This window comes from Sphingobium sp. RAC03 (assembly GCF_001713415.1).
Taxonomy (GTDB): Bacteria; Pseudomonadota; Alphaproteobacteria; order Sphingomonadales; family Sphingomonadaceae; genus Sphingobium.
Genome location: NZ_CP016456.1, coordinates 2,649,815 through 2,675,667 on the forward strand (window position 1 = coordinate 2,649,815; position 25,853 = coordinate 2,675,667).

25 protein-coding genes are annotated in these 25,853 nt (G+C 62.7%); 10 read left to right on the top strand and 15 right to left on the bottom strand.

Annotated elements, in window-relative coordinates; all coding sequences use genetic code 11:
* Positions 1 to 34: 34 nt before the first annotated feature.
* Positions 35 to 691: a glutathione S-transferase gene (locus BSY17_RS17370; RefSeq protein WP_069066392.1), complete on the bottom strand. Its 657-nt coding sequence runs from the start codon at positions 689 to 691 to the stop codon at positions 35 to 37.
* Positions 692 to 816: 125 nt separating this feature from the next.
* On the opposite strand from BSY17_RS17370, the gene BSY17_RS17375 reads away from it, so the two are divergent.
* Complete coding sequence (locus BSY17_RS17375; RefSeq protein ID WP_069066393.1) at positions 817 to 2,040, top strand: polyhydroxyalkanoate depolymerase; 1,224 nt, start codon at positions 817 to 819, stop codon at positions 2,038 to 2,040.
* Between the two features lie 52 nt (positions 2,041 to 2,092).
* On the opposite strand, the gene hslU is transcribed toward BSY17_RS17375, so the two are convergent.
* Positions 2,093 to 3,394 (bottom strand): ATP-dependent protease ATPase subunit HslU, encoded by a 1,302-nt coding sequence (gene hslU / locus BSY17_RS17380; protein WP_037479817.1) that lies wholly within the window; start codon positions 3,392 to 3,394, stop codon positions 2,093 to 2,095.
* 162 nt (positions 3,395 to 3,556) lie between these two features.
* A complete protein-coding gene (hslV, locus tag BSY17_RS17385; RefSeq protein ID WP_037479814.1) occupies positions 3,557 to 4,123 on the bottom strand; it encodes an ATP-dependent protease subunit HslV in 567 nt (188 codons plus the stop codon).
* Positions 4,124 to 4,295: 172 nt separating this feature from the next.
* Here hslV and BSY17_RS17390 point away from each other — a divergent pair, with 172 nt between their 5' ends.
* Positions 4,296 to 4,484 (top strand): hypothetical protein, encoded by a 189-nt coding sequence (locus BSY17_RS17390; RefSeq protein WP_037479811.1) that lies wholly within the window; start codon positions 4,296 to 4,298, stop codon positions 4,482 to 4,484.
* Positions 4,485 to 4,571: 87 nt separating this feature from the next.
* Here the strand turns inward: BSY17_RS17390 and ilvC are convergent, their stop codons facing one another.
* The 5 genes from ilvC to miaA all read right to left on the bottom strand — a co-directional run bounded on the left by ilvC (position 4,572) and on the right by miaA (position 9,472).
* Positions 4,572 to 5,591: a ketol-acid reductoisomerase gene (ilvC, locus tag BSY17_RS17395; RefSeq protein WP_037479808.1), complete on the bottom strand. Its 1,020-nt coding sequence runs from the start codon at positions 5,589 to 5,591 to the stop codon at positions 4,572 to 4,574.
* 198 nt (positions 5,592 to 5,789) lie between these two features.
* The gene (ilvN, locus tag BSY17_RS17400; RefSeq protein ID WP_037479805.1) at positions 5,790 to 6,305 is read right to left on the bottom strand and encodes an acetolactate synthase small subunit; all 516 of its coding nucleotides are present in this window, start codon (positions 6,303 to 6,305) and stop codon (positions 5,790 to 5,792) included.
* Positions 6,305 to 6,664: a hypothetical protein gene (locus tag BSY17_RS17405; protein ID WP_037479802.1), complete on the bottom strand. Its 360-nt coding sequence runs from the start codon at positions 6,662 to 6,664 to the stop codon at positions 6,305 to 6,307. Before BSY17_RS17405 ends, ilvN begins: the two co-directional genes overlap by 1 nt.
* Before the next feature lie 10 nt (positions 6,665 to 6,674).
* Entirely contained in the window at positions 6,675 to 8,426 is a 1,752-nt protein-coding gene (locus tag BSY17_RS17410) for an acetolactate synthase 3 large subunit (RefSeq protein WP_069066394.1), read from the bottom strand.
* A gap of 101 nt (positions 8,427 to 8,527) precedes the next feature.
* Complete coding sequence (gene miaA, locus BSY17_RS17415; RefSeq protein ID WP_069066395.1) at positions 8,528 to 9,472, bottom strand: tRNA (adenosine(37)-N6)-dimethylallyltransferase MiaA; 945 nt, start codon at positions 9,470 to 9,472, stop codon at positions 8,528 to 8,530.
* Here miaA and serB point away from each other — a divergent pair.
* Positions 9,471 to 10,349, top strand: coding sequence for a phosphoserine phosphatase SerB (serB, locus tag BSY17_RS17420; RefSeq protein WP_069066396.1), 879 nt, complete (start codon positions 9,471 to 9,473; stop codon positions 10,347 to 10,349). The two genes, miaA and serB, sit on opposite strands and share 2 nt — an antisense overlap.
* A gap of 134 nt (positions 10,350 to 10,483) precedes the next feature.
* Here the strand turns inward: serB and BSY17_RS17425 are convergent, their stop codons facing one another.
* Positions 10,484 to 11,227 carry a glutaredoxin family protein gene (locus BSY17_RS17425; protein WP_069067056.1) on the bottom strand — a complete coding sequence of 248 codons (744 nt, stop codon included), beginning with the start codon at positions 11,225 to 11,227 and terminating at the stop codon, positions 10,484 to 10,486.
* Positions 11,228 to 11,297: 70 nt separating this feature from the next.
* Here BSY17_RS17425 and BSY17_RS17430 point away from each other — a divergent pair, with 70 nt between their 5' ends.
* A complete protein-coding gene (locus BSY17_RS17430; RefSeq protein WP_069066397.1) occupies positions 11,298 to 11,681 on the top strand; it encodes a MerR family transcriptional regulator in 384 nt (127 codons plus the stop codon).
* Between the two features lies 1 nt (position 11,682).
* Here BSY17_RS17430 and ruvX read toward each other — a convergent pair whose 3' ends face one another.
* The gene (ruvX, locus tag BSY17_RS17435; protein ID WP_069066398.1) at positions 11,683 to 12,156 is read right to left on the bottom strand and encodes a Holliday junction resolvase RuvX; all 474 of its coding nucleotides are present in this window, start codon (positions 12,154 to 12,156) and stop codon (positions 11,683 to 11,685) included.
* 12 nt (positions 12,157 to 12,168) lie between these two features.
* Complete coding sequence (locus BSY17_RS17440) at positions 12,169 to 13,287, bottom strand: DUF3089 domain-containing protein (protein ID WP_069066399.1); 1,119 nt, start codon at positions 13,285 to 13,287, stop codon at positions 12,169 to 12,171.
* Between the two features lie 131 nt (positions 13,288 to 13,418).
* On the opposite strand from BSY17_RS17440, the gene gatC reads away from it, so the two are divergent.
* The 6 genes from gatC to gatB all read left to right on the top strand — a co-directional run bounded on the left by gatC (position 13,419) and on the right by gatB (position 18,204).
* Positions 13,419 to 13,706: an Asp-tRNA(Asn)/Glu-tRNA(Gln) amidotransferase subunit GatC gene (gatC, locus tag BSY17_RS17445; protein WP_069066400.1), complete on the top strand. Its 288-nt coding sequence runs from the start codon at positions 13,419 to 13,421 to the stop codon at positions 13,704 to 13,706.
* Positions 13,707 to 13,826: 120 nt separating this feature from the next.
* The gene (gene gatA, locus BSY17_RS17450; RefSeq protein ID WP_069066401.1) at positions 13,827 to 15,308 is read left to right on the top strand and encodes an Asp-tRNA(Asn)/Glu-tRNA(Gln) amidotransferase subunit GatA; all 1,482 of its coding nucleotides are present in this window, start codon (positions 13,827 to 13,829) and stop codon (positions 15,306 to 15,308) included.
* Between the two features lie 89 nt (positions 15,309 to 15,397).
* Positions 15,398 to 15,907 carry a hypothetical protein gene (locus BSY17_RS21385; RefSeq protein WP_171899262.1) on the top strand — a complete coding sequence of 170 codons (510 nt, stop codon included), beginning with the start codon at positions 15,398 to 15,400 and terminating at the stop codon, positions 15,905 to 15,907.
* Positions 15,908 to 15,995: 88 nt separating this feature from the next.
* A complete protein-coding gene (locus BSY17_RS17455) occupies positions 15,996 to 16,289 on the top strand; it encodes an AbrB/MazE/SpoVT family DNA-binding domain-containing protein (protein ID WP_037477348.1) in 294 nt (97 codons plus the stop codon).
* Positions 16,286 to 16,702: a type II toxin-antitoxin system VapC family toxin gene (locus BSY17_RS17460; protein ID WP_037477349.1), complete on the top strand. Its 417-nt coding sequence runs from the start codon at positions 16,286 to 16,288 to the stop codon at positions 16,700 to 16,702. Before BSY17_RS17455 ends, BSY17_RS17460 begins: the two co-directional genes overlap by 4 nt.
* Positions 16,702 to 18,204: an Asp-tRNA(Asn)/Glu-tRNA(Gln) amidotransferase subunit GatB gene (gatB, locus tag BSY17_RS17465; RefSeq protein WP_069066402.1), complete on the top strand. Its 1,503-nt coding sequence runs from the start codon at positions 16,702 to 16,704 to the stop codon at positions 18,202 to 18,204. Before BSY17_RS17460 ends, gatB begins: the two co-directional genes overlap by 1 nt.
* Before the next feature lie 23 nt (positions 18,205 to 18,227).
* Here gatB and BSY17_RS21390 read toward each other — a convergent pair whose 3' ends face one another.
* The 4 genes from BSY17_RS21390 to BSY17_RS17480 all read right to left on the bottom strand — a co-directional run bounded on the left by BSY17_RS21390 (position 18,228) and on the right by BSY17_RS17480 (position 25,810).
* A complete protein-coding gene (locus BSY17_RS21390; protein ID WP_150125811.1) occupies positions 18,228 to 18,929 on the bottom strand; it encodes a hypothetical protein in 702 nt (233 codons plus the stop codon).
* 223 nt (positions 18,930 to 19,152) lie between these two features.
* Positions 19,153 to 22,368: an autotransporter outer membrane beta-barrel domain-containing protein gene (locus BSY17_RS17470; protein WP_069066403.1), complete on the bottom strand. Its 3,216-nt coding sequence runs from the start codon at positions 22,366 to 22,368 to the stop codon at positions 19,153 to 19,155.
* A 99-nt stretch (positions 22,369 to 22,467) separates the two neighbouring features.
* The gene (locus BSY17_RS17475; RefSeq protein ID WP_069066404.1) at positions 22,468 to 24,897 is read right to left on the bottom strand and encodes a TonB-dependent receptor domain-containing protein; all 2,430 of its coding nucleotides are present in this window, start codon (positions 24,895 to 24,897) and stop codon (positions 22,468 to 22,470) included.
* Positions 24,881 to 25,810, bottom strand: coding sequence for a FecR family protein (locus BSY17_RS17480; protein ID WP_069066405.1), 930 nt, complete (start codon positions 25,808 to 25,810; stop codon positions 24,881 to 24,883). Before BSY17_RS17480 ends, BSY17_RS17475 begins: the two co-directional genes overlap by 17 nt.
* Positions 25,811 to 25,853 lie beyond the last annotated feature (43 nt).

Below are 25,853 nucleotides of genomic sequence, written 5' to 3' on the forward strand. Positions count from 1 at the left end.
TCTATCCCCATGCCACCGCAGGGGGAAGGGCGTGTCAGAATTCGATATCCAGTTCCTCGACCTCGTCCGGCTCGATCCTCGCTTCGTCGATCCATTCGCGCATCAACGGCCAGCCATTGATCGTCTGACAATAGGCGGCGGCGGTATCCGACACCGGCACGGCATAGGTCAGGAAGCGTTCGGCGACGGGTGCGAACATAGCGTCCGCCACGGTGGGCTTGTCGCCGAACAGCCAGGGGCCGCCATAATTGTCCAGACATTCCGCCCAGATTGCTTCGATCCGCTCAATGTCCGGCTTCGCCCCGGAGAAAATGGGGAAGCGGGCATGCCGGACCTTGAGGTTCATCGGCAGGGCGGAGCGCAGGTTAGCAAAGCCCGAATGAATTTCCCCCGACACCGACCGGCAATGGGCGCGGGCGATGCGGTCGGCGGGATACATGCCCGCATCGGGATAGAGTTCATGCAGATATTCGGCGATCGCCAGCGTATCCCACACGCTCGCTCCCTCATGGGTCAGGCGCGGGACCAGCACCGACGGAGACAGCAACAGCAGTTCCGCGCGATTCTCCGGATCATTCAGCGCGATCATTTTTTCTTGGACATGCAGCCCGGCAATCCGGCACAACAGCCAGCCGCGCAGCGACCAGGAGGAATAATTTTTGCTGGATAAAGTGAGTTCCGCGATAGCCATGGCAATCCCTCCCGCTGACAAGAACCTCCCATTTATGATGATGCGGCGCAACATAAAAAGATTGTATAGCGTTACATGATAAGACCGATTCGTTGGCGGTGATGTAACAAGGCAAGATTGCGATTATGCGAATGCTCTACAGCGGTTATCAGGCCTGGAACGACATGTTGGCGCCAGCGCGCTTTGGCGCGCAAATTGCGCTTGGCATGCGAGACAGAATGGGACCGATGGCGCAATGGGCGATGCCTCGCCGCCTGTTCGCGCTGATGGATGTGTTCCAGGGCGCCAAGCTCACGCACAAACGCCCCGCCTATGATATTGGCACTGTTACCAGCGGCAACGCACAGGTGAGCGTTCGTGAAGAAGTAGCTCTGGATCTGCCGTTCGGCGACCTGCTCCACTTCGTCAAGGACGAGGTCGATGCGGCTCAGCCCAAGGTTCTGGTAGTCGCGCCCATGTCCGGCCATTTCTCCACCCTGTTGCGCAGCACGGTCGAAACCCTGCTGCGCGATCATGATGTCTATATCACCGACTGGAAGAACGCCCGCGACGTGCCGCTGTCCGCCGGGCGCTTCGGGTTCGAGGATTATGTCGACTATGTGATCCGATTCTTCCAGCATATGGGGCCTGGCGCGCATATGGTGTCGGTATGCCAGCCCTGCGTTCCGGCGCTCGCCGCCGTGGCGTTGATGGCGGAAGACAAGGATGCGGCGACGCCCCGGTCGATGACGCTGATGGGTGGGCCGATCGATCCCAATGCCGCGCCGACGGCGGTCAATGATCTGGCCAATGAAAAGCCGATCGATTGGTTCGAGAAGAATCTGATTTCGGTCGTGCCGTTCCGCTATGCGGGGCACGGGCGGGAGGTCTATCCCGGCTTCATCCAGCTTGCCGCCTTCATGGCGATGAACATGGAGCGCCATGGCGCGCAGCATCGCGAACTCTATCAGCTATTGGCCGACGGCAAGACGGTCGAAGCCGACAAGATCAAGAATTTCTACGAGGAATATTTCGCGGTCCTCGACATGACCCGCGAATTCTACATCGAAACCGTCGATCTGGTGTTCCAGAAAGCCTCGCTCGCCAAGGGCGAACTGATGCACCGGGGCCGCCTGGTCAAGCCGGGCGCCATTCGTCACACCGCCTTGCTCACCGTCGAAGGCGAAAAGGATGATGTCTGCGCCGTAGGACAGACGTCAGCGGCGCATGGCCTATGCACAGGCTTGCGCCCGCATCTCAAACGCCACCATCTCCAACCCGGCGTCGGCCATTATGGCGTCTTTTCCGGCAGCAAATGGGAAAGCCAGGTCTATCCCCAGGTGCGCAACATGATCCTGGCGATGAACTGATCGCGATCAGGCAGCCGACCGATCCGCAAGGGATCGGTCGGCTGCCTATGGATCACAGCACGTAGCGGCTAAGGTCGGTGTCGCGCGCGATCGCATCCAACTGCTTTTCGACATAGGCGGCATCCACGACCAGCGTTTCACCGCGCCGATCCTCCGCCTCGAAGCTCACATCCTCCAGCAGCTTTTCCATCACTGTCTGCAGGCGGCGGGCGCCGATATTCTCGACCTCGCCATTCACTTCGGCCGCGATCCGCGCCACCGCGCGGATGCCTTCGGGCGTCAGGTCGATGGTCACGCCCTCGGTCGCCAACAGCGCGCGATATTGCGCCACCAGGCTCGCCTTGGTGTCCGACAGGATCGCGACGAAATCCTCCTCGGTCAGCGCCTGCAACTCGACCCGGATCGGCAAGCGCCCCTGCAATTCGGGCAGCAGATCGCTGGGCTTTGCAACATGGAAAGCGCCAGACGCGATGAACAGGATATGGTCGGTCTTGAGCGGGCCATATTTGGTCGCGACCGTCGTGCCCTCGATCAGCGGCAACAGGTCGCGCTGCACGCCTTCGCGGCTGACCGATCCGCCACGCACATCGCTGACCGCGATCTTGTCGATCTCGTCCAGGAAAACGATGCCATTCTGCTCGGCGCTGGTGATGGCGACGCGCGCGACATCATCCTGGTCGAGGCGCTTGTCCTGCTCCTCTTCGACCAACTTGTCCCAGGCATCGGCGACACGCAGCTTGCGGCGCTTCTTCTGATTCTGGCCTAGAGCCTTGGACATCATGTCGGACAGGTTGATCATGCCGATCTGACCGCCCATGCCGGGAATATCCATTGGCATCGACGGGCTGTCGGCGATTTCCACCTCGACCTCGACATCGTTCATCTGATGCTGCTCGATCCGCTGGCGGAAGGACAGGCGGGTCGCCTCGCTCGCTTCCTTGCCCGTAAGCGCGTCGAGCAGACGGTTCATCGCCGCCTCTGACGCCGCTTCGCGCACCGCTTCGCGGCGGCGGTCCTTCTCCAGCCGGACCGCTTCCTCGACCAAGTCGCGCACGATCTGTTCGACGTCGCGGCCGACATAGCCGACCTCGGTAAACTTGGTGGCCTCGACCTTCACGAAGGGCGCATCAGCCAGCTTTGCCAGGCGGCGGCTGATCTCGGTCTTGCCGCACCCCGTCGGCCCGATCATCAGGATGTTTTTGGGCGTCACCTCGTCGCGCAGATCGTCGGGCAAATGCTGCCGACGCCAGCGGTTGCGGAGCGCTACCGCGACAGCGCGCTTGGCATCCTTCTGGCCGATAATATGCGCATCAAGCGCCGCGACGATGGCTTTGGGGGTCAGATTGTCGTTCATCTCTATGTCGATCTCTTCTTGTCCTCTCCCGCTTTCGCGGGAGAGGCTACGGAGACTTGATCGCGAAGCGATCTAGGCGAAGTCGGTGAGGTCTTATCCTTGCAATCAAGAAAGACCCTCACCCATCCCTCTCCCGCGAAGGCGGGAGAGGGCTAGGAAATATCAGGCGACGGAATCCAGCGTCTCGATGGTCAGTTGATCATTGGTATAGACGCAAATGTCCGCCGCCACGGCCATCGCTTTGCGCGCCAGCGCCTCGGCATCCGCCTCATAGTCCACCAGCGCCCGCGCCGCCGCCAATGCGAAATTGCCGCCCGATCCGATCGCCGCAACGCCGTTCAACGGCTCCAGCACGTCGCCATTACCGGTCAGGATCAGCGTCACATCCTTATCCGCGACGATCATCATCGCTTCCAGATTGCGCAGATATTTGTCGGTGCGCCAGTCCTTGGCCAGTTCGACGGCCGAGCGCATCAACTGCCCATTGTGCCGCTCCAGCTTGGCCTCCAGCCGCTCGAACAAGGTGAAGGCGTCCGCCGTCGCGCCGGCAAAGCCGCCAATGACGGAGCCGTCATGCAGGCGGCGCACCTTGCGCGCATTGGGCTTCATGACGGTCTGGCCCATCGACACCTGGCCATCGCCAGCGACGACGACTTTGCCATTTTTGCGGACGGACATGATGGTGGTGCCATGCCAGACCGGCATGGTGCTGCGATGTTGGTCGTTCATGGGCGGCATATGGGAGGGGAGCGCGTCCGGTGCAAGCGGGTGCCTGCGCTACGTCGAGCCGTGGCATTCGCAAGACAATATTATGACAAATAGTGTCGGAACCAATGTCGATTAATTGACATTGTGCACCGCAGCATCAACTATCGACGCCTAACAAGAAGGTAGGACTCGCATGTCTCTCAAGGCCATGGCCCAGGAAAAAGTCGAGCGCGCGGGCATTTCCAACTATAGCTTTGACCGCGATACGCTGGTCATGTGCGGTGTCCGCTATACGCTCGAAGCCTGCACCTGCGGCGAGCCGGACTGCGATGGCGTGCGCCTGCGCAAGGCCATGCCTATGATCGCGCGCATCCTGCAATAGAAAGGAGCCGATCCTGTCGGTCCATCGCTGATCATCCCCCTCCCTTCGAACGCGCCTTCCGGCCTCGTCGAAGGGAGGAGGCGACAATCAGTTCTTTTCCTGATCCACCAGCTTGTTGGCACCGATCCAGGGCATCATCGCGCGCAGCTTGGCGCCGGTTTCCTCGATCGGGTGGCGCTGGGCGGCGATGCGGCTGGCCTTGAGTTCGGGCTGACCGGCACGGTTGTCGAGGACGAAGTCCTTGACGAAGCGGCCCGACTGGATGTCGGCCAGGACGCGCTTCATTTCCTTCTTGGTTTCTTCGGTGATGATGCGCGGGCCGGTCTTGATATCGCCATATTCGGCGGTGTTCGAGATCGAATAGCGCATGTTGGCGATGCCGCCTTCATACATCAGGTCGACGATCAGCTTGAGTTCGTGCAGGCATTCGAAATAGGCCATTTCAGGGGCATAGCCCGCTTCGACCAGCGTTTCGAACCCGGCCTGGACCAGCGCGGTCGCGCCGCCGCAGAGGACCGCCTGCTCGCCGAACAGGTCGGTTTCGCATTCTTCGCGGAAATTGGTTTCGATGATGCCGCTGCGACCGCCGCCGACGCCGCTGGCGTAGGACAGGGCGATGTCATGCGCGTTGCCGGTTGAATCCTGATGGATGGCGATCAGGCAGGGGACGCCGCCGCCCTTCACATATTCACCGCGAACGGTGTGACCCGGACCCTTGGGCGCGATCATGATGACGTCCACGTCCTTGCGCGGCTCGATCAGGCCGAAATGGACGTTGAGGCCATGGGCAAAGGCCAGCGCCGCGCCGGGGCGCAGATTGGCGTGGACGTCGTTGGCATAAATGGCGGCCTGATGCTCGTCGGGGGCCAGGATCATGAACACGTCGGCCCAGGCGGCGGCTTCCGCGTTCGGCATGACCTTGAAGCCTGCGCCCTCGGCCTTCTTGGCGGAGGCGGAACCGGCGCGCAGCGCGATGGCGACTTCGGTAACGCCGCTGTCGCGCAGATTCTGCGCATGGGCATGACCCTGCGAACCATAGCCCAGGATGGCGACCTTCTTGCCCTTGATCAGGCCGATGTCCGCATCGTGATCGTAATAAACCTTCATGACTGTCTCTTCCCTCGAACGTATCTCCTCGCCCCGCCGGGGAGAGGATATGAAATCTTGGCTCGGCGCGGCCGGGCCTAGATGAAGTTGGAGCGGGGGTGGGGACGCTGAAACGTCGTGCCCCCTCTCCCAGCTTCGACTAGGCAGCAAGCTGCCAAGTCTGCGCAACCCTCTCCCCGCCGGGGAGAGGGGAAGTGGTTACACCGGCTCTTTGCCCCGGATCAGGCCGACGACGCCGGTGCGGCCGACTTCGACCAGGCCGATCTGGCGCATCAGCCCGACGAAATTGTCGATCTTGTCGGTGGTGCCGGTGATTTCGAAAATGAAGCTTTCGATCGTCGTGTCGACCACCTTGGCGCGGAACACGTCGGCCAGGCGCAGCGCTTCGATCCGGTCTTCGCCCGTGCCCTTGACCTTGACCAGTGCCAGTTCGCGCTCGACGAAGGGGCCGACTTCGGTCAGGTCGGTGACCTTGTGGACGGGCACCAGACGGTCGAGCTGGGCAATGATCTGGTCGATCACCTTGGGCGGGCCGTTGGTGACGATGGTGATGCGGCTGACGCTGTGATCGTCGGTAATGTCCGCCACGGTCAGGCTGTCGATATTATAGCCGCGCGCGGTGAACAGGCCCGCGATGCGCGCCAATATGCCGGCTTCGTTCGAAACGGTCAGCGACAGGACATGCCGCTGGTTCAATTCTTCCTGGATATGCATCACATGCTTGTCCCGTCATTCCTATCGTCATGGGCGTCACTGGGATCTGCCCGTTCCGAAATCATCGCCGTAAAGGCATAATGCCAGCCATCATCCTGCCGGTGGGCGACGCGGACGGGCAGGCCCGCCACCGCATCGAACATCCGGTGGAGATGTTCGCCGACATAGCGGGGACCGACCAGCAGCGTGCCGATATGCCGCTCGTGAAAGTCGAACCCTTCGTCCAGATGCACGACCCATTCGTCATTGGCCGGGTCGGCATGGTCGATGGTCCAGCCCGACAGCTCGGCCGTGCCCGCGATCCGCTCGAAATCCCACGGTTCGCTGACATGGACGCGCAGCTGGAGGTGCTGCGTCACGCCCCCATCCTCATACTAAGGCTTTCGCCTCGTCCGACATGATGCCCGCGATCTGGTTGGGATCGAGCATCATTTCGGTATGCGCCGCGCCCGACGGGATCATCGGGAAGCAGTTGGACAGTTTGGCGACGCGGCAATCGACGATCACCGGCCCTGGCGTTTCCAGCATCTGGCGGATGCCCGCTTCCAGATCGCCCGGCTGTTCAATGCGGATGCCGGTCCAGCCATAGGCCTCGCCCAGCTTCACGAAATCGGGCAGGCTGTCCGAATAGCTGTTGGAATAGCGGCTTTCATAGGTCAGTTCCTGCCACTGGCGGACCATGCCCATATATTCATTGTTCAGGATGAATAGCTTGACCGGCAGGCGATATTGGCTGGCGGTGCCCATTTCCTGAATGTTCATCTGCACCGAGGCGTCGCCCGCGATGCAGATGGCGAGGCTGTCGGGATTACCCATCTGCGCGCCGATGGCGGCGGGAAAGCCATAGCCCATCGTGCCCAAGCCGCCGGAGGTCAGCCATTTGTTGGGGGCTTCGAAGCCGAAATGCTGCGCCGCCCACATTTGATGCTGGCCGACTTCGGTGGTGATGATGACATCCTTGCCGGTCGCCTGGCAGGCTGTGTAGAGGTCCGCGATCGCGCGCTGGGGCATGATTTCGGTGCCGTTTTCAACATAGGCGAGCGACTTTTTCGTCCGCCATTCCGCGATCCGGTCCCACCATGCCGACAGGTCGGCCTGTTCATGGCCGCGCTGCTTCCACAGGGCGATCATGTCGTCGAGTGCGCTGGCGACGTCGGCCTGGATGGCGACATCGACATCGACGATCTTGTTGATCGAGCTGCGGTCGATATCGATATGGACCTTGCGGCTGTTGGGCGCGAAGGCATCGAGGCGGCCGGTGACGCGATCATCGAAACGTGCGCCGACGCACAGGATCAGGTCCGCCTGGTTCATCGCCCAATTGGCTTCATAGGTGCCGTGCATCCCCAACATGCCGAGCCACTGGTCGGACGATGCGGGGAAGGCGCCCAGGCCCATCAGGGTCGAGGTGACGGGCGCGCCGGTGAGCGTGGCGAGTTCGCGCAACAAAGCGCTGGCCTGCGGGCCGGAGTTGATGACGCCGCCGCCGGTGTAGAAGATGGGGCGCTCGGCCGCGGCCAGCATTTCAACGGCCGCGTCGATGCCCGCCGCGTCCGCCTTGATCTGCGGACGGTAGCTGGCATGCTGGACCGGTTCGGGACGCTTATAGGGTGCGGTCGCGATCTGGACATTTTTGGGAATGTCGATGACGACCGGGCCGGGGCGACCGGTGGTGGCGATGTGAAACGCCTCATGAACGACGCCCGCCAGCTTGCCGGGGTCTTTCACCAGATAATTATGCTTGGTGCAGTGCCGCGTGATGCCGACGGTATCGGCTTCCTGGAACGCATCGGTGCCGATCAGTTGCGTTGGCACCTGACCCGTGATGACGACCATCGGGATCGAATCCATCAGCGCGTCGGTGATGCCGGTGACGGCATTGGTCGCGCCGGGGCCGGAGGTGACCAGAACGACGCCAGGCTTGCCGGTCGAGCGGGCATAGCCCTCCGCCATGTGGGTCGCACCCTGTTCGTGGCGGACCAGCACATGCTTGATCGTGGGGTGATTGTAGAGCGCGTCATAAATGGGCAGCACCGCGCCGCCGGGATAGCCGAACACGACCTCGACACCGAGATCGATCAGGCATTCAACCAATATGTCCGCGCCGCTCTTTTCGGCCACGATAAATCCTTCTCATATGATGCAAGCCCCGTCCTTTGCGACAGCGGACCTGCGATAGCAAGGTGGCCGCCTCTAATGGACATAAAATGACGGGTCAAGCTCTATTGTTGTAATTTAATTGCTAATTTATCGATCAGATTGTTATCAATTTCTCGTGTTTCGCGCGGCCAATGCGCCGGGGGCTGGTTGGTGAACCAGGTATATTGGCGCTTGGCATATTGGCGGGTGGCGAGCGCGCCGCGTTCGATCATCGTTTCCCGGTCGATCTCGCCGCCCAGCCAGGCGCGGATTTCGGGCACGCCGATCGCGCGCATCACCGGCAGGTCGGGGTGAAGGTGGCGGGCGAGCAGCGCCTCGACCTCCTCGATCGCGCCCGCGTCGATCATCTGTACGAAACGCCGGTCGCACCGCGCGATCAGCCAGTCGCGCGGCGGGCGCAGGATCATGGGGGCGAGGGTGATCTGGTCGGCGATGCCCCCGCGCTTATGCTGCTGCCACTGTTTCAACGGTTTGCCGGTGGAACGTACCACTTCCAGCGCGCGGGCGACGCGGGTGGTGTCGGCGGGTGCCAGGCGAGTGGCGGCTTCCGGGTCTTCTTGGGTCAGGGCGGAGTGGGCTTCTGCGACAGGCAAGGCGCGCACCGTCGCGCGTATGTCCGGGTCGATGTCCGGCACTGGCGCGATGCCGTCGAGCAGGGTGCGGATATAGAGGCCCGTGCCACCGACCAGGATGGGCAGGCGGCCCTGTTCCTGCGCGGCGGCGATCTGCGCCTTCGCCTCGGCCGCCCAGCGCGGCGCAGTGCAGGCCTGTGCCCCGTCGATATGGCCGAACAGCCGGTGGGGCACATCGCCCATCTCGTCCGCGCTTGGTCGTGCGGACAGGATGGCGAGGTCGGCATAGACCTGGCTCGCATCGGCGTTGATGACGATGCCGCCTGTGGCTTTGGCAAGGGCAATGGCCAACGCGCTCTTGCCGCTGGCGGTCGGCCCGGCAATAAGCGCGACCCGTGGGCGGGATTCGCCCTGCTGTGTGTCAGGAGTGTTCATGTTCGTCGCGACCTTAGTGGCAAGTGGCTCGATCGGGCAGGGGGATATTGCGGCGGCCGTCGATCGGCTGGCGCAGGCGGGGTGCCAGCCTGGGCAGAGCCTGTGGCTCGACCGCGACAAGGCTGCGGACCTGTTCTTCGCCGTTGATCCTGTGGCGGCGCGCGCGGCGCTCGCCGATGTCGGGCAGGACATCGACGTGATCGTCCAGCCGGTCGAGGGGCGGGCCAAGGCGCTGCTGATCGCCGACATGGATTCGACCATGATCACCGTCGAGTGCATCGACGAATTGGCCGACTATGCCGGGATCAAGCCGCAGATCGCCGAGATCACCGAGCGGGCGATGCGCGGGGAACTGGATTTCGAAGGCGCGCTGCATGGCCGCGTCGCGTTGCTCAAGGGCTTGCCTGACAGCGCCATCGATCAGTGTCGGCAGGAGCGGGTCGTCATCATGGGCGGCGCGAAGGCGCTGGTCCGCACGATGAAGGCGCGGGGCGCGCGTACGCTGCTCGTGTCGGGTGGCTTCACCCGCTTTACAGGGCCGGTGGCGGCCGAGATCGGCTTCGACATGCATGTCGCCAATGTGCTGGAGATTGCCGACGGCGCACTGCTGGGCAGCGTTACCCGCCCGATCGTCGATGCGGCGCGCAAGCGGGTGGAACTGGAAGCGGCCATCGCGGGCGGTATCGATCGCGCCCTGACCCTGGCGGTGGGCGACGGCGCGAACGATATTCCGATGATCGAAGGGGCGGGGCTGGGCGTTGCCTATCATGCCAAGCCGGTGACGCGCGCCGCCGCCGCCGCCGAGATCGTCCATGGCGACCTGTCGGTGCTGCTCTATGCGCAGGGGATCGCGTCGGCCGATTGGGTTGTCGACTGAGGTCGGTAAGGCCCTGCGCCTCAGTAGTATGTTCAATGGATGCCTGCCGTCATCCGCGCTTTTTGTTTAATGGATGCTTGTCAGCATCCGCGCTTTTTGTTTAACGGATGCTTGTCAGCATCCGCGTTTTTTATTTAATGGATGCCTGCCGTCATCCATACTGCCATCGCCACCATCATCACATTTTCGGTGAGCGACACGAAGCCGAGCGGGACGTTGCTGCTGCCGCCGACGCAGGCGCATTTGAGCGTGCGCTTTTCGAGATAGACGGCCTTGAACACCGACACCGCCCCGATGCCGCCGATGGCGAGCGCGACCGGGATCGACAGCCAGTTCAGCGTGCGCGTGAGCATCAGCACGCCGGCGCCCAGTTCCAGGAACGGGTAGGCGCGGCCATAGGGTGGCAGGCGGCGGGCAAGCAGGTCATAGTTCAGGAACATCGTCGCGAACCGATCGACATCTTGCAATTTCAGCATGGCGAGCAGCATCATGGCGATGGCGATGAAGCGTTCGACCGTGACGAAGGCGATGAGCGGGGCGAAGGTCAGCCAGTTGACCGCCAGCGCCAGCAGCGCGGCCACCGCGAACACGGCGAGAACGGGCACATAGCTGGTCGCATCGGGATCGCGCAGCTTGAGGCCAAGGAAGCGGCGCAGATCGTCATGGCCGCCGATCCGCTGGCCATCGATGAAGATTTGCGGCGTGGTCTTGACGTCATGCGTCGCCTTGAACGCATCGGTTTCGGCGCGGCTGGTGAGCCAATGATCCTCGACCTGGTAGCCGCGTCGCTTGAGCAGCCAACGTGCCTTGATACCATAGGGACAGATATGGTCGGGCATCACCATGCGGTAGATGGCGGCGGATCGAGCTTGGGTCATGACGGCATATCCTTGGGCAAAGGGGGCATGCCACCCATATAGGGTGCGGACCATGGTACGGAGTCAAGGGATGAGCATGACGATTTCTGCACTCGCGCGCAGCAGCGGGGTCGGGGTGGAGACGGTGCGCTATTATCAGCGGCGTGGCCTGCTCGCCACGCCGGAGCGGGGCGCGGGCATCCGGCGCTACGACGCGGCGGACGCGCGGCGGCTGGGCTTCATTCGCGGCGCGCAGCGGGCGGGGTTCACGCTGGAGCAGATCGGCGAATTGCTGCATCTGGATGCCGGGCAGGATCGGGGGCGGGCGCGGGAATTGGCGTCGGAACGGATCGCGGCGCTGGACGCGAAGATCGCCGAGATGCAGGCGGCGCGCGCGGCACTGGAGCGGTTGGCGCGGCAATGCCATGCCTCGGACGAGGGGCCATGCCCGATCATCGCGGCGTTCGAGGGGTGAGCTATTCCAGCCCGGCGACCAGCCCGTCGATGGCACCCTGCAGGATATAGCTCGCCGCCAGCTTGTCGACCAGCACGTCACGGCGAGCGCGGCTGGCATCGGCCTCGATCAACGTGCGGGTGACCGCCTGGGTTGACCAGCGCTCATCCCACATCAGAATAGGCAGGCCGAAATCCGCCAGATTATGCGCGAAGGCGCGGCTCGACTGGCTGCGCGGGCTGCCGGTGCCGTCGAGGTTGAGCGGCAGGCCGATGACGATGCCCTTGACCTGCTGCTGCGTGATGAAGGCGGCCAGCAATAGCTTGTCCTTGCTGAATTTGCTGCGTGTGATGGTGTGGGCCGGGCTGGCGATCGACCAGCGCGCGTCGCATAGCGCAAGGCCGATGGTCTTGGTGCCGACATCCATGCCGACCAGGCGGCCGCCTTCGGGCAAAGCCTCGCGAAAGGCGACGCGATCCGTCGTTACCAATGGCATGTTATCGGGCTGTCACTTCTTCTGAAAGGCGGCGAGCCTTTGTTGCGCATCGGCGCGGACATTGCCCCAGAACAGGCTGTAATCATAGACATGATAATTATTGCCGGGCAGGGTGAACGGCCCCATGTCAACCGGCTCGCCGATCATCAGCACGCCGCTGGTGTCGCAGCGCGCGGGGACGATGCCGGTCAGCAGCTTGGGCGGCTGGCCCTGCTCGCGCGCGTCGAGCGTGCCCTTGTTGGCGCTGGCCGGGGCCGCGCCGTTGAACGCGCCGGTGATGGGGTTGGTGCAGAGCATGTGCGTGCCCTTGCGGGGCTTGCCGGTATAGCCGGTCTTGCGCTCGAAACTTTCGACCACGGCGGACGGGTCGGCGGGTTCGGCATAGCTTTGCCAGCTGACGATGCAATGGGACTGGGCCGCGCGGGCGCAGGCAGGCAGGCCGAGCGCGGGCAGATCGGCCTCCACCGAGACGGGCCAGCCGACGGCATAGACCGCCGCCACCCGATCGGCCACCGGCTTGCCCGCGACTTCCTCGCGCAGCAATTGCATCAAATGGCGTGACCCCTGGCTATGCCCCGCCAGCATCAACGGGCCTGTCGGGTTGGCCGCGAGGAAGGTGGCAAAGGCCTGGGCAACGTCGCGATAGGCGGCGGCCAGTGCCTTGTCACCGGCGGGCTTGTCGGTCAGGAATGCCCCATAATTGGCCTGGCGATAGCGTGGTGCCCAGACGGTGCCGGCCGCGTTGAAGGCGCTGGCTTGGCTCATCACGAAGCGGCGGGCGGTGGCGTCGGCTTCCTTCTCGCCCAGCGCGGCATTCCAATGGGCGTCGCCAAAGGTCGTGATATAGCTGGTCGGGTGGATGAAGAAGATCGCGGCCTTGGGCAGCGTCGCGGGAAGCGTGACGCCTGCGGGCGTCCACAGCGCCGGGTTATTCTGCGTGATGTCCGGGCGGGCGACCCACATTTTGGGGTCGGCATAGGCATTGGCGGGCAGCGGCGCGAGTTCGGTAAAGTCTTCGCGTGGCACCATCACCGCGCGGATCAATTGCATGCCCCAGATCGCATAGATGGCCAACGCCGCGATCACCAGAACCACAAGGGTTGCGATGACATAGAGAAATTTGCGGGCCACCCATGCTCTCCGATTTGCAAGGGCGACGCAGCCCCCATTTGCGCGCCCCTGTCTTACGCATGCTACCGGCGTGCGCAAGAGGCGCGAAACCGGCTTGAAGCGGAGGGAAGCGGGTGGTAGCGGCATGGCCCATGTCGATAGACCTTCAGACCGTAAAAAAGATCGCCAGCCTCTCGCGCATTTCGGTGAGCGATGCCGAAGCCGAGGCGATGGTGCCCGAACTCAACAACATCCTTGGCTGGGTGGAGCAATTGGGTGAGGTGGACGTCAGCGGCGTCGAGCCGATGACTGCCGTCATCCCCAATCACCAGCGCCTGCGCAACGACGTCGTGACCGACGGCAATGTTCGCGACAAGGTTCTGGCGAACGCGCCCCAGGCCGAACACGGATTTTTTGCGGTGCCGAAAGTTATAGAGTGATGCGTATCACTCCCCCGTTCGCCCTGAGCCTGTCGAAGGGCTTTGCCGACCGGAGGGAGGCTGCTTCGCTTCGTTCAGCAGAATGCTTCGACTTCGCTCAGCCCGAACGGGATAAAGATTTTGACTGATCTTACAGACCTTACCGTAGCCGAAATCCGCGACGGGTTCCGCGCAGGCGATTTTTCCGCGCGCGAAGTCGCCGAGGGCTTCAACGCCAATGTTGCGGCAGCCAAGGCGCTCAACGCCTTCATCGTCGAGACCCCGGAAAAGGCGCTCGAAGCCGCCGATGCCGCTGACAAGGCGCTGGCGGCGGGCGACGTGAAGCCGCTGTCGGGCGTGCCGATCGGCATGAAGGATCTCTTCTGCACGCAGGGCGTGCAGACCACGGCGGCCAGCCACATGCTCGAAGGGTTCGTGCCGACTTACGAGTCGACCGTGTCCGCCAAGCTGTGGGATGCGGGCGCGGGGATGCTGGGCAAGCTGAACCTCGACCAGTTCGCCATGGGATCGTCCAACGAGACCAGCTATTATGGTAACGTCATCAGCCCGTGGAAGCGGGACGGTGGCGACAATTCGGCCCTGGCCCCCGGCGGTTCGTCGGGCGGTTCGTCGTCCGCGATCGCGGCGCGGCTATGCCCGGCGGCGACCGGGACCGATACCGGCGGCTCGATCCGCCAGCCCGCCGCCTTTACCGGCATCAGCGGCATCAAGCCGACCTATGGCCGCTGCTCGCGCTGGGGCATCGTCGCTTTTGCCTCGTCGCTCGATCAGGCCGGGCCGATGGCGCGGACCGTGCGCGACAATGCGTTGCTGCTGGAGGTGATGGCCGGGTTCGATCCCAAGGATTCGACCTCGCTCGACCTGCCGGTGCCGCAGTGGGAAGCGGGATTGTCCAGCAATCTCAAGGGCAAGACGGTCGGTATTCCCAAGGAATATCGCCCCGATGGCCTGAACGCGGAAATCGCCGCGCTGTGGGATCAGGGGATTGCCTGGCTCAAGGACGCTGGCGCGACTGTGGTCGAAGTGTCGTTGCCGCATACCAAATATGCGCTGCCGACCTATTATATCATCGCGCCCGCCGAAGCCTCGTCCAACCTCGCCCGCTATGACGGCGTGCGCTATGGCCAGCGCGACCTGCCCGATGGCGCAGGCTTGCAGGACATGTATGCCGCCACCCGCGCCGCCGGGTTCGGGCCGGAGGTCAAGCGCCGCATCATGATCGGCACCTATGTGCTGTCGGCGGGTTTCTATGACGCTTATTATACGCAGGCGCAGAAGGTCCGGGCGCTGATCGCGCGCGATTTCGATCTGGCCTTCGAGCAATGCGACCTGCTGCTGACCCCGACCGCGCCGAGCGCGGCCTTCACGCTGGGCGAGAAGCAGGCCGATCCGCTGGCCATGTATCTGAACGACGTCTTCACCGTGCCCGCGTCGCTGGCGGGATTGCCCGCCATGTCTGTGCCCGGTGGCGTGGATAGTCAGGGCTTGCCGTTGGGCTTGCAGATCATCGGCAAGGCGCTGGACGAACAGACGGTGCTGAACGCGGGGTTGGCGATCGAGGAACGGGCGGGGTTTGTGGCGCGGCCGGACAAGTGGTGGTAAGCAATAATCCTACCATTAAGATACCTCAGGTTCTTAATGGAGCACTTGCGGCCAGCGTTTACATATGCGGGGCGCAGTCTTTGGGGACAATGGCTTTAAAATCACGATTGAACCCAGGTTCGCTAGATTTTCTTTCAGCATGGGTCGCCGTTAATCTGTTTCTCTGGAATACGAAAAATTTTGTCGATGATTATCGAGCATTCGATGGGGTAGGAGATCGCGGTTTTAGTTTAGGCTTTACGGTATTCTTCAGTGGAATATCTTATACCTTGCTGGCTCTGGCTGCGGCTTCCTTAGGATCGGGTCTTGTGGCAGCATCGATACTGACGATGTACTTCGTTTGCTTGTCCCTATGGTCTTTTTGTAGCTATTTTCGACGGTCAAGAATTCAGGTTCCAGATTTGAGTGAAGTGGATCGCCGCGAGCGACGCCTCCGCTGGATATTTCAATATCTCTACGCTGGTACGTTATGCTTTCTAGCCGCGAATTTGTCACCGAGCGTTGGTGCAGTGGTTCCAGCTATCTTCCTATTAGCAATTTATGGCGTGGACGTTATGGATTCTAGAACATTTGAAACAGATCAGATCAAGGCGGCGTAAATGTCTGACGAATATCGCGTGCAGAGCACACCCGCCGATTGAAGATCGGGTTGCAAAGTGTTACCTTGGTAACACTGGAGATTGGGCAATGAACGCGCAGAGCAAGATCGACACCGGAACCATGACGAGCAAGGGTCAGATATTGATCCCCAAAGCCATGCGCGATGCCGCCGGTCTGGTGCCGGGGCAGCCTTACAAGGTTGTGCTGAATGAAGCGGGGCAAGTGGTGGTTGCGCCGCTGGGGTTCAGCCCTGAGGAAGCAGCGGAGAGAAGCCGACGGGTGCGCGAAGCGATCAATGCGATCGCCGGGAAATATCCCAATCCTGACGGCATGAGTACGGATGAGTATATGCGGGAGATACGGGGTAATTACGAACCGTGATCCTTGTCGACTCCAACGTTCTCATTGATGTTCTGGATCGTGATCCCCATTGGTTCGAATGGTCCGCTGCCAATATCAATCGTGCCGCATTTGGTGCCTATCTATTTGTAAACCCGGTAGTGATTGGCGAAATGGCGCCAAGGTTCGAGGCATTGGATGATCTGCGCGTTCTTCTGGCTGCGATGCTTATCGATGTGGAACCCTTGATGCCGGAGGGGGCATTTCTGGCGGGTAAAGCCTTTCAGGTTCATCGTCGTCGAAAGCAACCGATGGCGGCTAAATCCATCCTCGCCGACTTTCTGATCGGTGGCCACGCGCAGTCTCTGAACGCGACCATCCTGACCCGTGACCCGCGTTTCTATCGCAGCTATTTTCCCGGCGTGCCGTTGATCACGCCTTCAAAGGACGACTGATGACTGAATCAACCTATCGCATCCAGGGCGCAACCGGCGAGTGGGAGGTCGTGATCGGCCTGGAGGTGCATGCCCAGATCACCACCAATGCCAAGCTGTTTTCCGGTGCCGCGACGGCGTTCGGGGCCGAACCCAATACGCAGGTCAGCCTGGTCGATGCGGCGATGCCCGGTATGTTGCCCGTGCCCAATCGCGAGTGCATCCGTCAGGCGGTGCGCACCGGCATGGCGATCGAGGCGCAGATCAACAGATGGTCGCGGTTCGACCGGAAAAATTATTTCTATGCCGATCTGCCGCAGGGCTATCAGATCAGCCAGCTCTATCACCCGATCGTAGGCGAAGGGCAGATCGAGATTGTGCTGGACGAAAAGAACCCGGACACCAGCACCAAGGTCATCGGCGTCGAGCGTATCCATGTCGAACAGGATGCGGGCAAGCTGATGCATGATCAGCATCCCACCAGCTCTTATGTCGATCTCAACCGGTCGGGCGTTGCGCTGATGGAGATCGTGTCGAAGCCGGACATGCGATCACCCGCCGAGGCAGGGGCTTATCTGGCGAAGCTGCGGACGATCCTGCGCTATGTCGGGTCGTGCGACGGCAATATGGACCAGGGGTCGATGCGCGCGGACGTCAACGTGTCGGTCCGCAAACCCGGCGAGGAATTTGGCACCCGCACTGAAACGAAGAACGTCAATTCCGTCCGCTTCGTCATGGCCGTAGTCGAGCATGAGGCGAACCGCCAGGTCGATGTGCTGGAGGCGGGCGGCAAGATCGTGCAGGAAACCCGGCTCTATGATCCCGACCGGGGCGAAACGCGGTCGATGCGGTCGAAGGAAGATGCGCATGACTATCGCTACTTCCCCGATCCCGACCTGTTGCCGATCGAACTGGACGAGGCGTTTCTGGCCGAATGCCGCGCCTCGCTGCCCGAACTGCCCGATGCCAAGCGCAAGCGCTATGAGCAGGCGCTCGGCCTCTCGCCCTATAATGCGGCGACGCTGACGGCGGACGCCGATACCGCGCGCTGGTTCGAACTGCTGGTGACGCAAAGCGCCGCCGCGCAGAAGAAGAGCGAGAGCGATGTCGCGAAGGCAGCGGCCAACTGGCTGCTGTCGGACCTGTATGGCGCGCTCAACCGCCTTGGCAAAAGCCTGGAGGAAAGCCCGGTCAGTCCCTCACAAGCGGCCGAATTGCTGGCGCTGGTCGCCGACGGCACGCTGTCGGGATCGCTCGCCAAGCAGGTGTTCGAAATCATGCTGGAAACCGGCGATGCACCAGCCAAGATCGTGGAAGATCGCGGCATGAAGCAGACGTCGGACACGGGCGCGATCGAGGCGGTGGTGGCCAAGGTTCTCGCGGACAATGGCGACAAGGTCGCGCAATATAAGGGCGGCAAGGAAGCGCTGTTCGGCTTCTTCGTCGGCCAGACGATGAAGGCAATGCAGGGCAAGGCCAACCCGCAGGTCGTGAATGAACTGGTGAAGAAGGGGTTGGCTTAACGCCAGCCCCTTAATATCGTTATTTAATTCGTATTGAAGTTCGATAAAACGACATAGCGAATTTTTTGATTGTCAGCGGTTATGACTTTTATCCGCGCACCTCGGTAAGCGATTTCGCTAGAAGCTGATAAGTCATATTCAGCCTCATTCGAGAAGGCCGGGCGAGCGATGCTGCCACTGCTTTCTCGGTATCCGATCTTGATGCGATCCCCAACACGACCACTATAGAGCAATGTCTGCTGCAGGTCGCGGTCTGACAGGACTGGCTGACGGGTTCTCTCAAACGAGTGTTCCGTATCGCATATGGGACCGTTTAAGCCGCCAGTAATAACGCATGTTTCCTGTTTCGTTTTCGAAACACGGATCGATTGCGGGAATGGTAATGGCAGGCCTAGTAAATCGCGGGCTTGAAGTAAATAACCTGCCCCCTCTCGGTTTGAGGACATCCGATAGGAGTGATATGTGCTACCTTTGTCTTCCGCAATTTGAGGATAGAATCCTTTGCTAAGCCTATATCCTTTGATATTATTTTCTGCGACCAGTTCAATTCCATCCTCTTCGGTATAAAATCCCTGCCGCAGCATGTCTTCGCCCAAAGACACCTGAGTTTCTTCGGCCAGTTTTGGAAAACTGATCGGCGTTCGAATAGGCGTGTAGTTTGGCGCAGGTGTAGACGCACATGCTGACAACCCAATCGTTGCCGTGACGAGAAGTAATGAACGCATTGAATAGCCCCCTTTTGAATTTAAGAGGTTAAAGGCTTCTCAACCGATAATTCAAGTACGGTGATCAATTATGGCAAGCGTAAAATAATAAGGGGCGTCACCGGGTCTAGCGGTGACGCCCCTCTTTTTATATCCGGCGCCCTTGGGGAGGGATATTGCCGGATCGGAAAGGACGGACCGGGAGGGTCTGTGGGGTGTGGCCCGTCCTTTCATAGTCAGGACGTCACAGCACGAAGTTTACCGTCGCTCTAAACGATATGGCGACGTGATTTTGTTGTTCCTCCGCGCCGAATTCGCCGCCCACGCGGAATGTTTCGGTGCCGCCATAGAGGCGGGCGCGGCCGGTCCAGCCATTGGTGCGGTCTTCCGCCGTCAGGGTGAAGCGGTCGCCATCCTTGAAATAGGCGACCGTATCGCCCAGCGATCCGCCGATGATCTGGCGGCGGCCGCCCTCCAGTTCCAGCCGCAGCCAGCCATTTTCCGGGTTCAGGCTGCCAAAGTCATAGCCCGCCGTGACCGTGCCGTTGGCGGTGGTCTCGTCGCTGGTGCGGTCCAGCACCGTGAGGTTGAAGGCATCGCCGCCGCCGGTCTCGCTATAGCCATTTTCGGACAGGCGATAATAGTCGATGCCGAGCGCCGGACGCAGGCTGAACCGGCCCATCTGCATCTGATAGGCGGCACCGGCAGTCGCCGAATAGAGCTTGCCGTTCCAGTCGCCATCGGCAGTGCGGGTGACGTCGCCATTGGAGAAATGGCGGGTGCCGGTGAAACCGATATGCGCCGCCGACAGGCGGGCGAAGGCCAGCAACGGTCCCCATTGGCCGCGCCAGTGGGCCGCCAGTTCATATTGGTCGGAATCGACGGCATTGTCGGTGCCGCCGCCGGTATCGCTACTATGGATATAGGCGAAGGAGCCGCCGAATGCGCCGAGATCGGTCAGATATTCGGCGCCACCGCCCGCGCCCCAACCGTTAATGTCGTAGGACGCGGTATTGCCCACGCTCTTGCTGCTGCCAAAGGCGACCTGTTGCAGCCAGAAGCCGAGGCGGCCGTCCTTGGTACGATAGATGCCGTTGGGGTCGGACAGGATGCGCGCGGTGGCTCTGGAACCCGATGTCACTGCTTCGAACGTGCCACCGGCATGATCGGGCAGCATCTGGCGCAGATTGGCGTTCAGCGTCTCGCCATCGCTGATGGCGAGATAGGCGTCGGCGATATCGGCGTCATTGTCGAGCGCATTGAAGATGGCGGAATAGGCGCTACCGAGCGAGCCGGTGAGGCCCAGGTCGGTCACGGTCTTGGCTGCGATCGAGAGGGTGACGGTGCCTGCCGTGGCATCGCCCGCGACGCTGCCCTTGAACATATAGGGCAGCAGGGTGGCGGTGCCGAGCGTCGGCGATCCGCTGAGCGATCCGGCGCGGACGATGACATAGTCGCCTTCCGCATCGCCGACCTGGCTGAGTTGTACCTTCACCTGCGATCCGCTGGCGAAGCTGGCCGCGCCTGCAACGTCATAGACGGTGTTGGCACCGGTCGCCGCATCGATGGCAACGCCGATGGTGGAGGTGCCGCTGGCCGACAGTGAACCCAGCGCGATGCTGCCCGTGCTGGTAGTGCTGAGCGTCCCGCCATTGAGCGTCACATCGACGTTGCCGCCATTGTTGATCGCCCCCGACAGGGACGAAGTGCCGTTCAGGACGAGCGTCCCGGCGCTGCCGCCGAAATCGACATTGCCCGTCAGGCTGGCGCTGTTGGCCAGGGTCAGGCTGGACGTGCCGGTTCCGAACGCGACATTGCCGGTCAGGCTGGACGTGCCGGACAGGGCGACACTGTCATTGCCAGCGCCGAGGCTGAGGTTGCCGGTGATGCTGCCTGCCGACACGGTCATCACGTCATTGCCCGACCCCAGCCGGACATCGCCGACGATTTGCGGCGCGGTGGCCGTGGCGGAGGCAAGCGCCTGCGTCAGGGTGACGCCGCTGCTGTTGGCGCTGAGGTCAATCGCGGTGTTTGTAAGGCCGCCGGTCGCGCTGATCCGGCCGCTGTTGGACAGGCTGGATACCGTGCCCGACGAATCGAGAATGGCGATCGCGGTGCCTTTTGCATTGTCGAGCGCCGATGCGGTGACAGCGCCGCTGACCTTGATCGCCGAGACCGATGCGCCTGCGTCGATTACGAGCCCGCGCGCGCTCGTCCCCGTCTTGGCCGATCCGCTTGCGCCGACGGTGCCGCTGACTTCGACCGTATCGGCCCGCGCGCCCGAACCCAGGCGCAGGGCGGTGGCATTGCTGTCGTAGGAGACGGCCGCGACCGTGCCTGCGACCAGCACGCCCTTGGCAATGTCGACATCGCCGCCCAGCCCGCCAATGACCAGGCCATTGGCCGCGACCCCGTCATAAACGCCATAGCCGCCAATGCCGCCATTGACGATCAGGCCATAGCCCGACGTATCGGCGGCTACCGCACCTATGTCCGTGTCGCTGTCCGCCGCGCCGATCTGCACGGCGGCTGCCGAGCCATAGGTGATGACCGAGGCCGTGCCTTCCGTGCTGTCGGTCAGGCCATCATCGTCGATATCGGTGTCATCTTCATCATCATCGTCGCTGGCGGTGGGCGGCACGTCGAAGATGATGCCGCCGCTGACATTGCCCGCTATCACCAGGGCCGATCCGCCCTGAAGCAGATCGTCGGCATCTAATTTGGTGACGTCGGACGGCCGGGTCGTCGTGCGATAGCCGGTGCTGGCGATGCTGCCCTGAATCTTGAGTGCGCCGTCGATGTCGCCAAGCAAGGCTGCGCCGATGCTGTTCGCGCCAACCGCCGTCGTCGTCCCGCGCAGGGTTACGTTACCGGTGACGTCATTGACCAGGACGCCGTTGCTGTTGTCGCCCGTGACGCTGATCGTGCCACTGGTGGCGAGGTTGCCGGTCAGAGGGCCGTCGAGGCGGATGCCGTCCGACTGGTTGCCTTCAATGCTGATGGTGCCGCTATGGGTGATGTCGCCGACATGGGGGGCGCCCGCCTGCAGCCAGATGCCCTTTTTATTCGTGCCCTTGGCGAACGTGCCGTCGATATCGCCGTCGGAGTCGCTGTCTGTGGCGGTATAGTCTTCGGTCAGGGTGATGGTGCCGCTGTTGGTGATCGCGCCGCTGGTGCCGGGGGCGATCAGGATGCCGGTGACATTATTGGCATCGTTGATGGTGATGGTGCCCGCGTTCGAGACTTTGTTGTTGCTGTCGACCGTGACCGCCGTGCCGCTGGTCAGGGTGATCGACCCGGCCGAACTGATGGTGATATCGTCGCGCGCGCCGTTGGCGATGGTGGAGGTCTTGACGGCTGCCGTCGTCGCGGTGCTGATGGTCGTTTCCGCCATCGCCTGCGCCGCTGTCAGGGCCACCAGAACCGGCGCGATGGCCGTGCAGGCCAGTAGATGTCGCATATAGTCTCCTCTGCGTGCCGCGCTTGATATTCTGTGCGCGCGTGCGGGAGGGACGATGCCGTGGCGGGTTTTCCGTGCCGTTTTGCGATGAATGGATGTTCAGAAAGCGAAATCGACGCCGATGCGCAGCGTGCGTGGGCGCAGCGGCGTATAATAGTCGGTATTAAGGTCGAACGGCGTGCCGAGCGAGAAGCGGTTGCCGTCGCTGTCGAACAGGTTGGTGAGCGATAGCGAATATTGCACCGGCCCGCGCGTCACGCTGGCCGAAAGGCTGGTATCGACATAATCGCCCTGGGTCTGGCCCAGTATCGGCCCGACGCCCAGCCGCGACTTGCCGACATAGCGGGCGGACCCTGTAAGATGGAGATTCATCCGGTCGCTCAGCGGCGCGCGATAGTCGAAGGCGACCCGTCCGCCCAGATTGGCGACATTGGGCACGGCCAGCGACTGGTCATCATAGGACAGCGCCCGAATGAAGGCTGCCTGGCGGGTCAGGCGGCTGTCATTATAGATGATGCTGCCGTCCAGCGACAGGTGGGGCGTCGCGCGGGCGACGATGCGCCCTTCGAGCGTATAGATGCGCCCATCGCCGATATTGGCCGTGGTCGGCAGGCCGATCCGGTCGGTGACGTCGGCCTGGATATCGCGCCAGTCGGTATAGGCAATGTTGGCGCTGAGCGCGATCGTGTCGCGGCCGGGCAGGCCCATGCGAAAGCCGCTTTCCACGGTCGATATACGGTCATTCTGGAAACGCCGCACCCGCTGATCATCGACGGCCAGGCCGCCGGGGCGAAAGCCCTGCTGAAAGCGGGCGTACAGCGTGACATTAGGGATCGCATCGGTGAGCAAGGAGGCGGAAGGCAGGAAGATCGTCTCGCTGCGATCCGCCTGCGCTTCTGCCCGTGCGAGGTCCGCCGATGACAGGGCGGCGACCGGATCAAGCGCTTCGCCGGACAGGCGGCTGTTGGTCAGTCGGCCGCCGAAGGTGGCGATCAGTCCCCGGACCGGTTCGAAGGAGGCTTCGCCGAACAACGTCGCTTCCTTGACGCTGTTGCGCACGCCCGTCGCCGCCGCTGGCTGGCCCCGGCCGAATACCGGCACGCCGGGCAGCACCTCCGGCTGGATCAGGGCGGCGCCGAAGCCGGTGAGCGAGCGATAGATTTTCGACGTGCTTTGCAGGTAGGAGCCGCCCAATATCCAGCCCAGCCCATTGTCGAGATCGCGCACCAGCCGGTTTTCGGTCGAGAAGATATCGACTTCATTGCGCTGGCGGAACAGCGCTGGCGGGCCGCCGGGCTGGGTTGCGTCATAGCTTTCGGACAGGTCGTGCCGCACGAAGCCGGTGGACGAGACGAAGCGCAAACTGTCCCACGGTTTTTCGATGCGGACATTGCCGAGCAGATAGTCGGATCGATAGGGTTGGGCGACGGCGGAGGCGCGTTCTAGTCGGCCGACCGACCGGGTCGCATATTGCGCGTCATCACCCTCTATCTGCTGGTAGACGCCATTGAGATCAATCGTCCAGTCATCGTCGGGGGCAAAGCGCAGGGCGGCGCGGCCGCCCCAGGTGCGGGTCCGGTTGACGTCATCCTTCCCGCGATTGACGTCGTCGATATAGCCGCCTTCCTGCACGCCATAGCCCACGATTCGCAGCGCGAGCTTTTCAGCGACGATCGGCAGGTTGAGCGTTGCCGACAGATCGCCGCCGGGGTCGCCATGCTGGGTCGCGGAAAGCCCCGCCGATACTTGCCCGCCCATTTCGCCCAGATTGGGGGCGTTGGGCATGATGCGGATGATGCCACCCAGCGATCCCGCGCCATAGAGCGTGCCCTGCGGCCCTTCGAGCACTTCGACCCGGCCGACATCATAGAGTTTGAGGTCGGGGTCGGGCGCGGCATAGTTCAACCGCATGTCGCCCAGATATTGGCCGGTGGTGGCCTGGGTCGGCCCGGCGACGCCGGAATCGGCGATGGCGCGGATGAACAGCTTGTTGCGGCCCGCACCGGCATGGGTGGAACTGAGGCTTGCGACCCGCGCCAGCAAGGTGGCAGTGCCGCCTGCCGCTTCGCCGCTGGAAAAGGCGCGGCTGTCGAGCGCTTCGACCATGCCGGCATAGCGGGGCAGGGGCGTTTCGCGCTTCGAGGCGGTGACGATGATCTGGGCTTCGGGTTGATCCTCGGCGGGGGCGGCGGGGATCGGCGCTGGCGCGGTCACGGGCGGCGCGGGGCGCGTACGGACGATGCGCCATGTCGCGCCGTCGATGCGCCGCGCGGTTGCGCCGCTACCTTTGAGCAGCCGCTTCAACGCAGCTTCGACCGAGAGATTGCCCGTAACGGCGGGGGTGCGGATGCCAGCGAGCGACTGGTCGGACATGCCGATGCTGGTCCTGGTCTGACGGGCAAGCGCGATCGTCGCCTCGCCCAGCCGTCCGGGGGCGATGCTGATGGTCTGTCTGTCCGCCCCATGCGCGGGCGCTGCGCTCGTTATGGCAAGGGCGGTGACGAGGAAGAGGTCAGCTTTGCGGCCCATCCCCTTCTTTCAGCAGCCAAGTGTCGCCCTGGCGCACGGCGGAAAGGCCCATCAGCGGCGCGGCCCCGGCGAAGAAACGGGCTGGATCCTTATCCAGCCGGATCGTGCCGGTGAAGCGCATCGCGCGCGCGCCCGGCGTGGTGCGGAGCGCGATGCCGAGCGATCGGCTAATATCGTCGCTGATGTCGCTGACGGCGGCATTGGCATAGACGAGGCGACCCTGCCGCCAACTGGCGACGGCCGCCGGGGCAATATCCATGACCCGCAAGCCCTGGGCATCATCGGCCAGGGCACGCCCGGCGGGCAGGCTGATCGCCTCTGCGCCGGGATTGTAGATGACTTCGCCTTCCGACACGCCGATGCGGACGGCGCCTGGGGTGTGAACGATGTTGAACACCGTCCCGGCATCTTCGAACACGGCATCGCCCACCGTCACGCGGAATGGATCGGATGCATCATGGCGCACGGTGAAGGCGGCTTCGCCACTGTCGAGCGCGGCGAAGCGGGTGTCGTTGCGGTCGAGGCGCAGGCGGGTGCCGCCATTGACTTCGATGCGCGTGCCGTCGTCCAGCGCGATGCTGCGCGTTTCGCCGGGGCGGGTGGTGACGGTATAGATGTCGGCCCGGTTCATCATGCCGACCGACACGGCCGCGACCAGCGCGGCGGCGATCGCGCCGCCCCCGATCCAGCGGAGCGGGCGGCGTTGCGGCACGCCGACATCATTGGCGGGGACAGGCATGGCGACGGGTTCGGGCGGGATGATGGCATCAAGGTCGGCATCGGCCGCCATCAGCACATCATAGGCCTGCGCGTTAGCAGGATCGCGCTCCAACCAGGCGGTGAAGCCGTCCCAGTCGGTAAAGGCGGGATCGCGCGTGCGGATGACCCACGCCATTGCCTCCTCGTTCGTCATTGCTCCAGCCCTGTTCATTTTTTGCCCCTTACAGAGACTGACG

Excerpts from the sequence above, each read along its gene's own strand:
- ruvX (WP_069066398.1), bottom strand. The coding sequence starts at position 12,156 with ATGCCATTGGTAACGACGGATCGCGTCGCCTTTCGCGAGGCTTTGCCC.
- BSY17_RS17390 (WP_037479811.1), top strand. The coding sequence starts at position 4,296 with ATGTCTCTCAAGGCCATGGCCCAGGAAAAAGTCGAGCGCGCGGGCATT.
- BSY17_RS17375 (WP_069066393.1), top strand. The coding sequence starts at position 817 with ATGCGAATGCTCTACAGCGGTTATCAGGCCTGGAACGACATGTTGGCG.
- BSY17_RS17475 (WP_069066404.1), bottom strand. The coding sequence starts at position 24,897 with ATGGGCCGCAAAGCTGACCTCTTCCTCGTCACCGCCCTTGCCATAACG.
- ilvC (WP_037479808.1), bottom strand. The coding sequence starts at position 5,591 with ATGAAGGTTTATTACGATCACGATGCGGACATCGGCCTGATCAAGGGC.
- BSY17_RS21390 (WP_150125811.1), bottom strand. The coding sequence starts at position 18,929 with ATGCGTTCATTACTTCTCGTCACGGCAACGATTGGGTTGTCAGCATGT.
- BSY17_RS17470 (WP_069066403.1), bottom strand. The coding sequence starts at position 22,368 with ATGCGACATCTACTGGCCTGCACGGCCATCGCGCCGGTTCTGGTGGCC.
- BSY17_RS17480 (WP_069066405.1), bottom strand. The coding sequence starts at position 25,810 with ATGACGAACGAGGAGGCAATGGCGTGGGTCATCCGCACGCGCGATCCC.
- gatB (WP_069066402.1), top strand. The coding sequence starts at position 16,702 with ATGACTGAATCAACCTATCGCATCCAGGGCGCAACCGGCGAGTGGGAG.
- miaA (WP_069066395.1), bottom strand. The coding sequence starts at position 9,472 with ATGAACACTCCTGACACACAGCAGGGCGAATCCCGCCCACGGGTCGCG.
- gatC (WP_069066400.1), top strand. The coding sequence starts at position 13,419 with ATGTCGATAGACCTTCAGACCGTAAAAAAGATCGCCAGCCTCTCGCGC.
- BSY17_RS17455 (WP_037477348.1), top strand. The coding sequence starts at position 15,996 with ATGAACGCGCAGAGCAAGATCGACACCGGAACCATGACGAGCAAGGGT.
- ilvN (WP_037479805.1), bottom strand. The coding sequence starts at position 6,305 with ATGCATATCCAGGAAGAATTGAACCAGCGGCATGTCCTGTCGCTGACC.
- BSY17_RS21385 (WP_171899262.1), top strand. The coding sequence starts at position 15,398 with ATGGCTTTAAAATCACGATTGAACCCAGGTTCGCTAGATTTTCTTTCA.
- BSY17_RS17425 (WP_069067056.1), bottom strand. The coding sequence starts at position 11,227 with ATGACCCAAGCTCGATCCGCCGCCATCTACCGCATGGTGATGCCCGAC.
- BSY17_RS17430 (WP_069066397.1), top strand. The coding sequence starts at position 11,298 with ATGAGCATGACGATTTCTGCACTCGCGCGCAGCAGCGGGGTCGGGGTG.
- serB (WP_069066396.1), top strand. The coding sequence starts at position 9,471 with ATGTTCGTCGCGACCTTAGTGGCAAGTGGCTCGATCGGGCAGGGGGAT.
- BSY17_RS17370 (WP_069066392.1), bottom strand. The coding sequence starts at position 691 with ATGGCTATCGCGGAACTCACTTTATCCAGCAAAAATTATTCCTCCTGG.
- hslV (WP_037479814.1), bottom strand. The coding sequence starts at position 4,123 with ATGAACGACCAACATCGCAGCACCATGCCGGTCTGGCATGGCACCACC.
- hslU (WP_037479817.1), bottom strand. The coding sequence starts at position 3,394 with ATGAACGACAATCTGACCCCCAAAGCCATCGTCGCGGCGCTTGATGCG.